Origin of the sequence: Flavobacterium columnare (assembly GCF_014844295.1) — a bacterium.
In the GTDB taxonomy this organism is placed as follows: Bacteria; Bacteroidota; Bacteroidia; order Flavobacteriales; family Flavobacteriaceae; genus Flavobacterium; species Flavobacterium columnare.
In genome coordinates this window covers 2,490,381-2,504,067 of the sequence record NZ_CP054494.1, presented here as the reverse complement: position 1 = coordinate 2,504,067, position 13,687 = coordinate 2,490,381, and the positions used below count along the sequence as shown (strand labels likewise).

12 protein-coding genes are annotated in these 13,687 nt (G+C 32.2%); 5 read left to right on the top strand and 7 right to left on the bottom strand.

The window, feature by feature from the left end; all coding sequences use genetic code 11:
* Positions 1–43: 43 nt before the first annotated feature.
* The 3 genes from gyrB to HUE53_RS10920 form a co-directional block, all read right to left on the bottom strand.
* Positions 44–1,984, bottom strand: coding sequence for a DNA topoisomerase (ATP-hydrolyzing) subunit B (gene gyrB / locus HUE53_RS10930; RefSeq protein ID WP_014165463.1), 1,941 nt, complete (start codon positions 1,982–1,984; stop codon positions 44–46).
* A gap of 502 nt (positions 1,985–2,486) precedes the next feature.
* Entirely contained in the window at positions 2,487–4,166 is a 1,680-nt protein-coding gene (asnB, locus tag HUE53_RS10925; protein WP_192188489.1) for an asparagine synthase B, read from the bottom strand.
* A 500-nt stretch (positions 4,167–4,666) separates the two neighbouring features.
* Positions 4,667–5,272 (bottom strand): NUDIX hydrolase, encoded by a 606-nt coding sequence (locus HUE53_RS10920; RefSeq protein ID WP_014165465.1) that lies wholly within the window; start codon positions 5,270–5,272, stop codon positions 4,667–4,669.
* A 7-nt stretch (positions 5,273–5,279) separates the two neighbouring features.
* Here HUE53_RS10920 and pyrE point away from each other — a divergent pair, with 7 nt between their 5' ends.
* The 4 genes from pyrE to HUE53_RS10900 all read left to right on the top strand — a co-directional run bounded on the left by pyrE (position 5,280) and on the right by HUE53_RS10900 (position 9,168).
* Positions 5,280–5,927 (top strand): orotate phosphoribosyltransferase, encoded by a 648-nt coding sequence (gene pyrE, locus HUE53_RS10915; RefSeq protein ID WP_192188488.1) that lies wholly within the window; start codon positions 5,280–5,282, stop codon positions 5,925–5,927.
* Positions 5,928–5,945: 18 nt separating this feature from the next.
* The gene (locus HUE53_RS10910; RefSeq protein WP_014165467.1) at positions 5,946–6,338 is read left to right on the top strand and encodes a hypothetical protein; all 393 of its coding nucleotides are present in this window, start codon (positions 5,946–5,948) and stop codon (positions 6,336–6,338) included.
* A 180-nt stretch (positions 6,339–6,518) separates the two neighbouring features.
* Positions 6,519–8,336, top strand: a complete 1,818-nt coding sequence (locus HUE53_RS10905; protein ID WP_014165468.1) for a DEAD/DEAH box helicase — start codon at positions 6,519–6,521, stop codon at positions 8,334–8,336.
* A 262-nt stretch (positions 8,337–8,598) separates the two neighbouring features.
* A complete protein-coding gene (locus HUE53_RS10900; protein ID WP_065213445.1) occupies positions 8,599–9,168 on the top strand; it encodes a pentapeptide repeat-containing protein in 570 nt (189 codons plus the stop codon).
* Positions 9,169–9,321: 153 nt separating this feature from the next.
* Here HUE53_RS10900 and HUE53_RS10895 read toward each other — a convergent pair whose 3' ends face one another.
* Positions 9,322–9,936 carry a nitroreductase family protein gene (locus tag HUE53_RS10895; RefSeq protein WP_014165470.1) on the bottom strand — a complete coding sequence of 205 codons (615 nt, stop codon included), beginning with the start codon at positions 9,934–9,936 and terminating at the stop codon, positions 9,322–9,324.
* A 93-nt stretch (positions 9,937–10,029) separates the two neighbouring features.
* Between HUE53_RS10895 and HUE53_RS10890 the strand changes: the two genes are divergently transcribed.
* On the top strand, positions 10,030–10,398 hold the full coding sequence (locus HUE53_RS10890; RefSeq protein WP_050855774.1) for a winged helix-turn-helix transcriptional regulator: 369 nt from the start codon (positions 10,030–10,032) through the stop codon (positions 10,396–10,398).
* Here the strand turns inward: HUE53_RS10890 and HUE53_RS10885 are convergent.
* From HUE53_RS10885 to HUE53_RS10875, 3 genes are read right to left on the bottom strand one after another with little or no spacing between them, the layout of a single operon-like run.
* Complete coding sequence (locus HUE53_RS10885; protein WP_014165472.1) at positions 10,388–11,065, bottom strand: ABC transporter ATP-binding protein; 678 nt, start codon at positions 11,063–11,065, stop codon at positions 10,388–10,390. The genes HUE53_RS10890 and HUE53_RS10885 overlap by 11 nt on opposite strands.
* The gene (locus tag HUE53_RS10880) at positions 11,065–12,321 is read right to left on the bottom strand and encodes an ABC transporter permease (protein WP_014165473.1); all 1,257 of its coding nucleotides are present in this window, start codon (positions 12,319–12,321) and stop codon (positions 11,065–11,067) included. Before HUE53_RS10880 ends, HUE53_RS10885 begins: the two co-directional genes overlap by 1 nt.
* The gene (locus HUE53_RS10875) at positions 12,321–13,403 is read right to left on the bottom strand and encodes an efflux RND transporter periplasmic adaptor subunit (RefSeq protein WP_077225108.1); all 1,083 of its coding nucleotides are present in this window, start codon (positions 13,401–13,403) and stop codon (positions 12,321–12,323) included. The genes HUE53_RS10880 and HUE53_RS10875 overlap by 1 nt, the downstream gene beginning before the upstream one ends.
* Positions 13,404–13,687: the final 284 nt, after the last annotated feature.

Below are 13,687 nucleotides of genomic sequence, written 5' to 3'. Positions count from 1 at the left end.
GACTGGTTCATTAGACCAGTCTTTTTTGTTTATGTTATACATACTACGCATCAATATTAGCATAAATAGCATTTTTCTCGATAAATTCTCTACGAGGAGGAACCTCATCGCCCATTAACATTGAGAATACCCTATCTGCTTCTGTTAAACTATCAATAGTTACTTGACGTAGTGTTCTATAGCCTGGATTTAAAGTGGTTTCCCATAATTGTTCTGCGTTCATCTCTCCAAGACCTTTATAACGTTGAATATTAGCTCCTCCTCCCATTTTTTCATTGATTGCATCACGCTGTTTTTCATCCCAAGCATACTCTTTTTTATTTCCCTTTTTAACTAGGTACAAAGGTGGAGTTGCTATATATACGTGTCCTTCTTCTATTAATTCTTTCATAAAACGGAAGAAGAATGTTAAGATAAGAGTAGAAATATGGCTCCCATCAATATCGGCATCACACATGATTACCACTTTATGATAACGAAGTTTTTCAAGATTTAAAGCTTTACTATCATCTGCTGTACCTACTGTTACTCCTAGGGCTGTAAAGATATTACGTATTTCTTCATTTTCAAACACCTTATGATGCATTGCTTTTTCTACATTCAAAATTTTTCCTCTTAAAGGCAGAATTGCTTGAAAATTACGATCTCGTCCTTGTTTGGCTGTTCCACCTGCGGAATCCCCCTCGACAAGGAATATTTCACATTTTGTAGGATCTTGTTCTGAACAATCTGACAATTTTCCTGGCAAACCACCACCGCCCATAACGGTTTTGCGCTGTACCATTTCACGTGCTTTTTTAGCTGCATGACGTGCTTGAGCGGCAAGAATTACTTTTTGAACGATAATTTTAGCATCATTAGGATTTTCTTCTAAGTAATTTTCTAGCATTTCAGCTACCGCTTGCGATACAGGAGAAACTACTTCTCTATTCCCTAATTTTGTTTTTGTTTGTCCTTCAAATTGTGGTTCGGCTACTTTTACTGAAATAATAGCCGTTAACCCTTCACGGAAGTCATCTCCTGAAATTTCAAACTTTAATTTATCTAATAATCCAGAAGCATCTGCATATTTTTTCAATGTACGAGTTAACCCCATACGAAAACCTTGCAAGTGTGTTCCTCCTTCGTGCGTATTGATATTATTTACGTAAGAGAATATATTTTCTGAATAGCTATCATTATAAATTAAAGCTACTTCAACAGGAATTTCTCCTTTGTCATTTTCCATTGAAATTACGTGACCAATAATAGGCACACGATTCCCATCAAGAAATTTAACAAACTCCTTCAAACCTTCTTTGGAATGAAATGTTTCTCCTAAATATTTCCCTTCTTTATCTTGCCCTCTTTTATCTGTAAGAGTAATTGTAATTCCTTTATTTAAGAAAGCCAACTCACGCATACGAGCGGCAAGTGTGTCATAAGAATATTCTAAGGTTTGTTGAAAAATCGTACCATCTGGCTTAAACCAAACAGTAGTTCCTCTTTTATCTGTAGTTCCTATTTGTTTTACAGGATATTGGGCTTTACCTCTTTCATATTCCTGCTCATAAATCTTCCCTTCGCGATAAACCGTGGCTTTTAAATGATCCGAAAGAGCATTAACACACGAAACCCCTACCCCGTGAAGACCACCAGAAACCTTATATGAATCTTTATCAAATTTACCCCCAGCACCAATTTTAGTCATTACAACTTCCAGTGCTGAAACGCCTTCTTTTTTGTGAATATCTACAGGAATCCCACGACCATTATCTTCTACAGTTATGGAATTATCTTCATTTATAGTAACAAAAATAGTATCACAGTGTCCTCCTAACGCCTCATCAATTGAGTTATCTACTACCTCGTATACTAAATGATGTAATCCTCTTACACCTGTATCACCGATATACATGGACGGACGCATACGTACATGCTCCATCCCTTCTAGTGCCTGAATACTGTCAGCAGAATAATTATTCTTTTTAACTTCTTCGCTCATAATATCTTTTTCGAAATTGCATTATTTTGTCTAATATGCAAATATAGTGAAATACCACTTTTTAAAATTATAAAATACTTTAAAACCCTTTTAGTTTGTTAACATTAGAGAGTTAATAAAAAGATCATTGCTTAAATCAAACAAAAATAGTCTTAATTTACATTTTCTTTCTTTTTTAAGAAATGTTAAAATTAAGTTTTTACAAAAATCCATTTAAAGCCCTCTTATAACTTTATTTTTACATTAATCCCAGATTCATTAGAAATTTATTACAGATAAAAATGCTTTTTAATCTAAACAAAGTAGTTGTTTTTTGTACTCCATATAGTAAAACTACAGCAGCGATAAAAATTTCTCGTCCCCTTTACCTTCTTTCCCCTTTTCATCTTTATCACAAAGTTTAACGTATAATCTGGGTTCAAATTAAAAAACCTCAAAAGAAAAGCTATTGAGGTTTAAACTTTCCCATTAAATTGATGAGAAAGTAAATCAGAACACAAAACTATTTTAATTCTTTTTCATACGCATCATCATGTACGTTAGCTACAGCTCTACCCGAAGGATCATTTAGTTTTTTAAAAGCTTCATCCCATTCTAAAGCTATTTTTGTACTACAAGCCACACTTGCTTCTTGCGGCACACACAATGCAGCCGTATCGCTTGGATAATGCTCGCTAAAAATAGTACGATAATAATATTCTTCTTTATTCATTGGCGTTTGAATTGGGAATCTGAATTTAGCATTTGCCAATTGCTCATCTGTCACCTCTTTATTAACAATCACTTTCAAGGTATCAATCCAACTGTACCCCACTCCATCGCTAAATTGTTCTTTTTGGCGCCATGCTACACTTTCTGGCAACATATCTTCAAAAGCTTTACGTAAAACCCATTTTTCCATGCGCTCTCCGTTAATCATTTTATCTTGCGGGTTGATTCGCATGGCTACATCCATAAATTCCTTATCTAAGAACGGTACACGTCCTTCGATCCCCCAAGCCGCTAAACTTTTATTAGCTCTTAAACAATCGTACATGTGGAGTTTACTTAATTTACGAACCGTTTCTTCGTGAAATTCTTTGGCATTAGGTGCTTTATGGAAATATAAATAGCCCCCAAACAACTCATCAGAACCCTCACCCGAAAGCACCATCTTAATCCCCATAGATTTAATTACACGAGCCATTAAATACATAGGCGTACTGGCACGAACCGTAGTAACATCATAGGTTTCTAAGTTATAAATCACATCACGAATAGCATCCAAACCTTCCTGAATAGTAAACTTAATTTCGTGGTGAATTGTTCCTAAATGATCCGCTACTTTTTGAGCCGCAGCCAAATCTGGTGACCCTTCTAAACCTACAGCAAACGAGTGCAATTGCGGATACCAAGCTTCTGATTTATCATCTGTTTCAATACGACGACTTGCATACTTTTTAGCAATGGCAGAAGTAATAGATGAATCTAAACCTCCTGACAGCAACACTCCATAAGGCACATCACTCATTAACTGACGATGCACAGCAGCTTCTAAGGCTTCACGTATCGCTTGAATACTAGTTTCGCTCTCCTTCACGGCATCGTATTCAGTCCATTCTCTATCATACCATTTTACCAATTGACCATCTTTACTATAGAAATAATGTCCCGGAGGGAACAACTCAATTTTAGAGCAATACCCTTCCAAGGCTTTTAATTCAGATGCCACGTAAAATGTTCCGTGTTTATCCCAACCTATGTACAATGGGATAATACCAATATGATCGCGAGCAATAAAATACTCATCTTTTTCTACATCATATAAAGCAAAACCGAAGATTCCGTTCATTTCATCGACAAACGTTGGTCCTTTTTCTTGGTACAATGCCAAAATAACTTCACAGTCGCTTTGAGTTTGAAAATCGTATTTGCCTTCAAATTGTTTACGTAATTCGCGGTGATTGTATATTTCTCCATTTGCGGCTAAAACAAAATTTCCATTAGAACTAAACAAAGGTTGCTTTCCCGAAGCTGGATCTACAATAGCTAAACGCTCATGTGCTAAAATAGCTTTATCATTCGAGAAAATCCCACTCCAGTCTGGGCCACGATGACGGATGATTTTTGCCATCTCTAACACTTGAGGCCTTAAGGTTTCTGCTTTTTGTTTTAAATCAAAGGCACATACAATTCCACACATAATATTTTTAGTTTTTAATTACCTGAATCCAGATTTTATTAATAATTTATTTCTGAAACAAAATTGATATATTTAATTCTAATTTTAAACTATAAACAATATTTTGATTTAAATTTAAAACAAAAAACAAAAAAAAACAAACTAAAACAAACTAAAACACATTGACAGATAATTAAAAATTAAAATCTGTAACTTATTTAATATTTTTAAGGAATGTTTTAAAAATCAAACTCTATATCATTTATAAATTGACTCAGCTTCTTTGCCCTAATAAACGACAGAAAAAAGACTAATACAAACGATCTAAATAAGACTGAGTATTCAACTTGTTCATTAAACTAAAAACTAGTTGAATATTAAAAATAGTAGTTTACAACTTCTATTAACACACGTTATAAGAGATGTTAAAACTGATCCGCTGGGGTTATTTTTATATTAATTTTAAATAAAAAAAGGTTTACTAAAAAATTAGCAAACCTTTTTAAAAGTGATCGTCTATTTTATTCTTGCATTTTTTTTTCTCTTTCAAAAAGAAGTTTAATGTTTTCGTATGAATTAGTTAATACTTCCTCTATTTGAGCAGGATTAAGCCACGCTACTTTTTCAATACCTTCCTCTAATTGACCTACTAACAAACCATTATAATCTGTTTTCATTTCATACCATTGCGTAATTTTCAAACGGTATTTGCCATTTCTTCTAAAGATATGGTATGTTTTTTGGAGTTTTTTGGTAATTTTAAGATTCGAAACCCCTGTTTCTTCCTCTACTTCACGAATAGCCGTTTCTTCTATTTCTTCCCCTTTATCAATGCCTCCTTTAGGTAAATCCCATTTTCCTCCACGATAAATAAAAAGAACCTCTCCTTTATTATTGTACACTAAACCGCCTCCGGCAAAGTTTACTTTTATTTTAGATTTTAGAGTATTCAAGATTTCTTTTTCATCTGGATGATACAAATAAGCCTTTTGAATTTTGTTTTGAAAATAGCTTACAATAAGCTGTTCTATATCAATACTTTCAAGTAAAAAAAACTTGAAATCGGTTTCCTTAACAAATTCATTTGTCAGGAAAAGTGGTTTGTCGTTCACAAAAACTTTATACATTTGCAGTATGATTTTTAATAAAGATACAGCGAGTAAAACTGCCGAATTGCTTTTACAAATAAATGCAATTAAATTGAATTCTAAAAATCCTTTTACATGGGCCTCTGGTTGGAAATCGCCAATCTACTGCGATAATAGGATATTACTTTCGTTTCCGGCAATACGAAATTATGCAAAAGATGAATTTGCAAAAAACATCGAAAAACAATTTGGTAAACCTGATGTGATTGCGGGAGTAGCTACAGGAGCTATTGGTATAGGTATATTAGTGGCACAAGAATTAGGACTCCCTTTTGTATATGTACGTCCTGAACCTAAAAAACACGGTCGTAAAAACCAAGTAGAAGGGTTTTTACAAAAAGGTCAAAATGTGGTGGTAGTTGAGGATTTGATTAGTACAGGAACCAGTAGCTTGTTAGCTGTTGAAGCCTTACGAAATGAAGGGGCTAATATTAAAGGAATGGCTGCTATTTTTACTTATGGTTTTCCTATTGCTGAAGAAAATTTTAAAAATGCCAATGTAGATTTATTTACCTTGAGTAATTATGAAAATCTTTTAGAACTAGCCGTAACAAAAGAATACATTACAGAAAGAGAACATGAATTACTTACAGACTGGAGAAAAAATCCAGCAGAGTGGAATATTGGAATATAATATATTTAAAAAATTGATATGAATTTAGAGAGCCCAAAAGTAACGGTAGCAAAATCTGCGGAATACATATTTAACGAATTATCTATCGTTAAAAATTTTGAAAAATTAATGCCTGAAAACACGGCTAAATTTGAAGTAATTGATGAAAATTGTTTTGAATTTGGTTTAAAAGGTATGCCTGAAATCAAATTAGTAAAAAAAGAAGCTGTACCCACTTCGAAAATTGTTTTAGGAGCTGCTTCTAGTAAATTACCATTTACATTAACTGCTAATATAAACGAAACGGCTGCTGAATCTACTGATATTCAATTAGTATTTGAAGGCGAATTTAATGCTATGATGGCAATGATGATTAAAGCCCCTATTACTAAATTCATTGAAACATTAGCACAAAATATGAGTAAATTATAATTCTTTACAGAAGTAAGAATGATACAAAGACAACTGTTAAGCAGTTGTCTTTTTTTTGAATTTTATTTAAAATTTTAATAACCAAACTCTTGTTTTTTTAAATATCTTCAAAAAAAAATCTATTTAACACCATTAACTTATAACTTTTCACTACCTTTGCGCCCAATTTAAAAGTAAGTAATGAATAAATTTGAACAATTAGGTCTTAATGAATCGCTAGTGCTGGCGATTAAAGATCTAGGATTTGAAAATCCCTCCGAAGTACAAGAAAAAGCGATTCCTCTATTATTAGAGCAAGATACCGACATTGTTGCATTGGCGCAAACTGGTACTGGAAAAACAGCTGCATTTGGTTTCCCTCTTATTCAAAAAATTAACGTAGAAGATAAAATAACTCAAGCATTAATCTTATCTCCTACGCGTGAATTATGTTTGCAAATCACGAATGAAATCAAACTTTATTCTAAATACATCAAAGGTTTGAATACGGTAGCCGTATATGGTGGAGCAAGTATTAACGAGCAGGCAAGGGACGTAAAAAGAGGAGCGCAAGTTATTGTGGCCACTCCAGGACGTATGCAAGATATGATTAACCGCGGAATGGTTAACATAAAAAACATTTCGATTTGTGTATTGGACGAAGCAGATGAAATGCTTAACATGGGGTTCTATGATGATATCTGTTCTATTTTAGCAGATACTCCAAAGGATAAAAATACTTGGTTATTTTCGGCAACTATGCCTACTGAAGTAGCAAGAATTGCTAAACAATTCATGCATACTCCTCAAGAAATTACAGTAGGTCATAAAAATCAAGGTTCAACAAACGTTTCGCATGAGTTTTATTTAGTTAATGCACGCGATCGTTACGCTGCTCTAAAACGTTTAGCAGACACTAACCCTGACATTTTCTCTGTTATTTTTTGTAGAACCAAAAGAGATACGCAGGCAATTGCCGAAAAATTAATCGAAGATGGTTATAACGCAGCAGCTTTACATGGTGATTTATCACAAGCACAACGTGATGCTGTTATGAAAGCATTTCGTGGTCGCCAAATTCAAATGTTAGTGGCTACTGACGTTGCAGCACGTGGTATAGATGTAGATGATGTAACACACGTAATAAACTATCAGTTACCTGATGAAATTGAAACTTACACACACCGTTCGGGTCGTACGGGTCGTGCTGGAAAATCAGGTACATCTATGGTTATTATTACAAAAAGTGAATTACGCAAAATCAGTCAGATTGAGCGAATCATTAAAACTAAATTTGAGGAAAGACCTATCCCTAGTGGAATTGAAATCTGCGAAATTCAGTTATACCACTTAGCAAACAAAATAAAAGACGTAGAAATAGATCATGAAATTGATAATTACCTACCTGCTATTTATGATGTTCTTCAAGATTTAACAAAAGAAGAATTAATCAAGAAAATGGTATCGGTTGAATTCAATCGCTTCTTATCTTACTACAAAAAATCACGTGATTTACACCAAGAATCTTCTAGTAGTAAAACAACAACTATTCCAACAGAAGGTGCTGTTCGTTATTTCATTAACATTGGAGCTCGTGATGGTTTTGAATGGATGGAATTAAAAGATTTCTTAAAAGAAAAATTAGAACTAGGCCGTGATGATGTTTTTAAAGTAGATGTAAAAGAAGGTTTTTCTTTCTTCAACACTGATGCAGAGCACGTAGATTTAGTTATGAATACTTTAAACGGTATTACCTTAGAAGGTAGACGTATAAACGTAGAAATATCTAAAAACGATGGTTCTTCCAACAACAAACGTCGCGACCATAACTCTAGAGGTGGTGGTGAACGTAGAGAAAGACGCGGTGAAGGTGGTGCTCCTAGAGGGGAAAGACGTGATGGCGCTAAAAAATCATCCGATAGAAGAAGCTCTTCTTCTGACGATAGAAGCCCTAAAAATGAAAGACGTCCTCGTCGTTCCGATTCTTCTTCATCAGGCAGCAGAAACCGTAGAAGCTAATCATTTTATTAAACTCAGATTATGCGTTAGCCTTTGCTATAAAGATAAAAAGGAAAGAAAAAAATACACGGTTTTTTTTCTACAGATGTAGTTTTACCACATTGAGGAACAATAGTTAAGTACTTTTTTAGAAACCTTTTTATCTATAATAAATTTCTAATGCGTGATTCTGGTTAAAGCTATACTATCTAAAAGGTTGTTCAAAATTGAACAACCTTTTTTATTCAAATAAAACCAGATTTCTTTACTTTGTACAAAAAATATGCACGACTTTATATACGATCAAAACTTCAATCAAGTTGTTTACAACCAATACGAATTAACTAACAAAGAATTTGAAAACTGTACTTTCACGGGTTGTAATTTCACACAAGCCTTTTTTACTGGAACTATGTTTGTTGACTGTACTTTTAAAAACTGTAATTTTAAAGAGGCTAAAATTGGCCATGTAGGTTTAAGAAATGTATTATTTATAGACAGCGATTTTACAAATGTAAATTTCGCTATGACGGATCAAGTTATTTATGAGTTTCATTTTACCAATTGTCTTTTAGATTATGCCCAATTTTATAAACTAAAACTAAAAAAAATTCAATTTACTAATTGCAGTATGGTTTCCGTAGATTTTATGGAAAGTGATTTAACAGAAGCTTTGTTTGATAATTGCAACTTACGCTTGGCTGTTTTCTCAGATAGTATTCTTATAAAATCAGATTTTTATTCAAGTTATAATTTCTCCATAAACCCTGAGAAAAATAAATTAAAAAAAGCCATTTTCTCTCAAGAAAACATCAAAGGATTATTAGATACTTATGAGATTATAATTAAGTAACTTTTTTTTACCGAACGAGAAATAAAATCCGAACGAGAAATAAAAAACACAAATAAAACAATTACCTCCTACTCCAACGGATGTTTGTAGAAAATATAAACTAAAAAGAGTAAGAGGTAAAATGGAGTTCATCTTGTATCGAATAAATGAAACTTATTTAAACTCGCTTATAATTTCATCTAACTGCAAGCGTGATTTAGATCGTACATGAGGTTGGTTTCCATCTTTTTGATCTCTTTTTCCTATTGCAACTGCAAATAAAGGCTGATAATCTTTTAATCCTAATACTTTTCTATAAACATCTGTTTCTATTCCTTCCATAGGAGTTGAATCAATTCCTAAACTGGCACAAGCTGATAAAAAATACCCTAATGATAGGTATACTTGATTTTTCATCCAAGATTTTATTTCTTCTTCTGGAAGAGGTTTTAAATATTGTTTGTAGTACCCTGTCGCGCCTTCTGGTAATTTATTTTCTATTTTTTTTTCAAATTTTTCTTCAAATTTTTGAATATCATCAATTACGCTAAACACTATTGTATGGCTTGACTCTAAAACTCTTGAGGCATTAAAATAGGATGCTTCTGCTAAAAGTTTTTTTATCTCAGTATTGGATACAAAAGTAAAATGCCAAGGTTGACTATTAATAGAAGATGGTGACAAGTTTAATATTGATTTTAATTTTTCAATCATTTCTAATGAAATTTTTTCATTAGGATTGTATTTTTTTGTAGTGTAGCGCTCTTTTGCTAATTGTAGAAAACTCATGTTTGTTTATTTTAAATTAAACTATACTTTTTATAGTTGCAAACATATTTATAGTTTTTTATATTTGCAATAACGGTCAAAAAGGATAGTGAAATGTATAAAATAGATCATAAAAAATTTCCTTGTAGCACGAGTTTGACTATGAAATTCATAGGAGGTAAATGGAAAGCGGTTATCTTAATTCATCTTTTTAATAAAAAAAGGTATAACGAACTAAGAAAACAAATACCTATGGTAACAGAGAGAACTCTTAGTTTACAACTAAAAGAATTAGAAGAAGATGGTTTGATATCTAGGACTGTTTTTACTAAAAAACCTCCGTTAAAAGTAGAATATGAACTTACAGAATTAGGTAAAACCTTAATTCCCTTATTGAATGAAATTTCAAATTGGGGCAAATTTATTGCTGAAGAGCACTTACATGTAAAAATAGAGTCTTGTATAACAGATCTTAAATCATAACTCTACCATCCTCCATAGTTATAATACGGTGCGTACGATTAGCAAAATCAGGATCGTGTGTTACTATTAATAAGGTTTGATTAAATTCTTTAGCTAATTGATTAAAAATATCAAAAACGATATCGCTATTTTTTTTATCTAGGTTACCGGTTGGTTCATCACCCATGATTATAACAGGTTTATTGATAAGTGCTCTAGCAATTGCGACTCGTTGTTTTTGTCCACCACTTAATTGATTGGGCATCTTCAATGCTTGTTCGTGCATTTCTAATGTGCGCAAGTATTCCATTGCATTATATTCGATTTCCTCTTCTGAGAGTTTAGCTAATTTTAGTCCTGGAAGCATTACATTTCGCAACACACTAAATTCGTTAAGCAGATAATGAAACTGAAATACAAATCCTATTTTTTCATTTCTAATTTGCGCTAATTCTTTATCTGTCTTGCCTGTAATTAACTGATTATCCATTAAAATTTGCCCTTCATATTCAGTATCCATAGTTGATAGTAAATACAATAATGTGGATTTTCCACAACCTGACTTTCCCACAATAGAAACGAATTGACCGTATTCTATTTGTAAATCAATTTCTTTAAGAACCTGCATACGTACTGGATCATTAAAGTATTTTGTTAGTTTTTTAGTTTCTAAAACAATATTATTCATTATTTTCCTCTAATAATTTCTACTGGGTCAATTTTACTGGCTTTCAGTGCTGGAAACAAACCTGCTATACAAGTGGTTAGTAGGGCAAATGTAATTCCTATGACATAAAAAAGGGGATTGTAATTCATTGGAAACGTTTTAACTGTAGGTAGAGCGGCTGTATTAAATGGAATTAGATCTATAATATTTGAAAAAACAAAACCTAAAAACAACCCTAAAATACCTCCTGTAATTCCAATAACCATGGACAATAACAGAAAAATCCATTTTACATCATTTCCTGAAAAACCTGTTGCTTTTAGAATTGCAATACTATCCATTTTTTCAAAAATCATCATATTTAATATGTTATAGATCCCAAACCCAGCTACAATTAAAAGGACAACACCTACTGCGTAGGATATAATACTCCTAATAGTCGTACCTGTTTCAAATTGCGAATTGGCAGTTTGATAATCCATTGCATCTGTTTCATATTTTATTTTATATTCCTTAGCTAAAATGGGGGCTTGTAAAATGTCATGAATTTTTACTTGAATATCGGTAATATAGTTTTTGGGAACGCCTAAAATTTTTTGAGCCATAGACAAAGAGGTATAACTAGTTATATCATCTATTTCTGCGATACCTATTTGAATAATTCCTACAATTTTCATAGAGGTTAAATTCCCTTTGGGTGTAGTAATTTTAATCATATCTCCTTTTTTTAACAACATTTTATCAGACAATCCTTTGCCGATCACAATGCTATTGTTTTGTTGCAAATCTTCTATTTTACCTTCTATCATATAATCATTAAGAGCAAATAACTTTTGTTCTACTAGAACATCAATACCGTTTACAACTCCTGAAATTTCTATTGTTCCAGAATTAAAAAAAACAGGTGTATTGATCTTGGCTGCCACATCATATACGCGGGTATCTTGCTTTAAACTCTGAATAATTGATTTAGCATTGTAAATAGATTTCCCTCTATCTTTAGGTTTTATTGAATGAATGAAATTACTATGTTCTTTATATTCTTGCGAGATAGTCACAGGCTGATTTTGGGAAGGTTTTATTTCGTTATACAAACGAACATGTGGTGTACGATTAATAATTAGACCGTCTAACAAATCGTTCATACCATACATAAAACTGACCAAAGTAATAAACATGGCTATTCCAAACATGACTCCTGCTCCTGCAATGATGGTTTGCTTGAGTCTAGAACGCATTAAATGCAGTGCTATAGAAAAAATCAGCTTGCAATTCATTACTTAGGCGTATAAATGGTTTCATCTACTTTTAATCCACTAATTACTTCTACTTTTTGGTAATCTTTTAGCCCTGTTTTTATTTTTCTTTTTTCATTTTCATTTACCAAAACGTATTGTTCTTCTATTAAATAATTCCTTGGTATAGTGAGTATATTTTTACGGGTTTGAATAATAATATTAGCCTCGGCAGTCAGATTAGGATATAGTTTTTGTGGTGGTTTTACAAAATGGGCTTCTATTTTAAATGTACGTGAACGTACATCCATAATAGGATAAATTTTAGCAACGGTAGCTTGAAAAAATTCCCCCTTATAACTATCCATTGTAACGCCTATTTTTTGACCAACTTGCACGCGTACCATATCATTTTCATCTATATCTAATTCTAATATATAATTATCTTTTTTACCTATGATGGCTAAGGGTGTTTGTTGATTTATAACGGTTCCTTCTTTTACTAGGATATCATAAAGTTCGCCTGAAAAAGCACTTTTAACAATAAAATCACTTTGTGTTTTTTGGTTTATTCTTAAATTTACATTACTACGATCTTGTTCATTACGCAACTGAGTTTTTAATTGAGACAATTGTTTTATAGCCATTTCGTGAACTAATTTGGAGTTCTTGTAGGCTAATTCTACTTTTTCGAAATCGACTTCAGAAATAGCGTTGTATTCCTTAACATTTTTACTACGTTTATAAAGTGATTCATCCAAAATTAATTTATCTTTAGCACTCTGGATACGTAATTCTGCTTCTGCTATTTTATCTCGAATATATCTACCGTTTTCTTGTGTGATTTCATACGACAAACGAGCATTTTCAGTAGCCAAATTAGCTTTTTCACTTTCTATTTGAAACAATGATTGTCCTTTTATTATAGGCTGCCCTGGTTTTACATTAATGTTTTGTAAAACACCTGTTACTGTACTAAAAACTATATATTGTTTGTCTGCTTTTACCACTCCAGAAGCATAAACACTTTCCGTAACGGTTCCTTTTTTAGGTTGTGTTTCTTTAGCTGCTTTTTTGGAACAAGAAACAATAGAAAGTAATGAAATCAGTAATATTTTTTTCATTTGAGGTAATTAATTTAGAATGAATAAATTTACAAATTTTATTACTGTTTTTGATTCATTCAAACTAGTATTTTTTATTTACTCTTAACAACCTATAGCGCATTATTCAATAGTATTTTTCTTTCTTTTCTATACCATAAAACTGGCTCAAGTTAATACCATAGCAACAAAGACCAATAAGTCTAATTTTACCATTATTCTTAATGATAATTCATTTGTATTAAAACAAGATCATAAAAACCATAAGGATTCCTTTATAGGCAAAATCACGATTATGCTTTTGT

Bases quoted from the DNA above. Each gene is read 5' to 3' on its own strand.
- gyrB (WP_014165463.1), bottom strand. From the start codon at position 1,984: ATGAGCGAAGAAGTTAAAAAGAATAATTATTCTGCTGACAGTATTCAG.
- asnB (WP_192188489.1), bottom strand. From the start codon at position 4,166: ATGTGTGGAATTGTATGTGCCTTTGATTTAAAACAAAAAGCAGAAACC.
- HUE53_RS10920 (WP_014165465.1), bottom strand. From the start codon at position 5,272: ATGTATAAAGTTTTTGTGAACGACAAACCACTTTTCCTGACAAATGAA.
- pyrE (WP_192188488.1), top strand. From the start codon at position 5,280: ATGATTTTTAATAAAGATACAGCGAGTAAAACTGCCGAATTGCTTTTA.
- HUE53_RS10910 (WP_014165467.1), top strand. From the start codon at position 5,946: ATGAATTTAGAGAGCCCAAAAGTAACGGTAGCAAAATCTGCGGAATAC.
- HUE53_RS10905 (WP_014165468.1), top strand. From the start codon at position 6,519: ATGAATAAATTTGAACAATTAGGTCTTAATGAATCGCTAGTGCTGGCG.
- HUE53_RS10900 (WP_065213445.1), top strand. From the start codon at position 8,599: ATGCACGACTTTATATACGATCAAAACTTCAATCAAGTTGTTTACAAC.
- HUE53_RS10895 (WP_014165470.1), bottom strand. From the start codon at position 9,936: ATGAGTTTTCTACAATTAGCAAAAGAGCGCTACACTACAAAAAAATAC.
- HUE53_RS10890 (WP_050855774.1), top strand. From the start codon at position 10,030: ATGTATAAAATAGATCATAAAAAATTTCCTTGTAGCACGAGTTTGACT.
- HUE53_RS10885 (WP_014165472.1), bottom strand. From the start codon at position 11,065: ATGAATAATATTGTTTTAGAAACTAAAAAACTAACAAAATACTTTAAT.
- HUE53_RS10880 (WP_014165473.1), bottom strand. From the start codon at position 12,321: ATGAATTGCAAGCTGATTTTTTCTATAGCACTGCATTTAATGCGTTCT.
- HUE53_RS10875 (WP_077225108.1), bottom strand. From the start codon at position 13,403: ATGAAAAAAATATTACTGATTTCATTACTTTCTATTGTTTCTTGTTCC.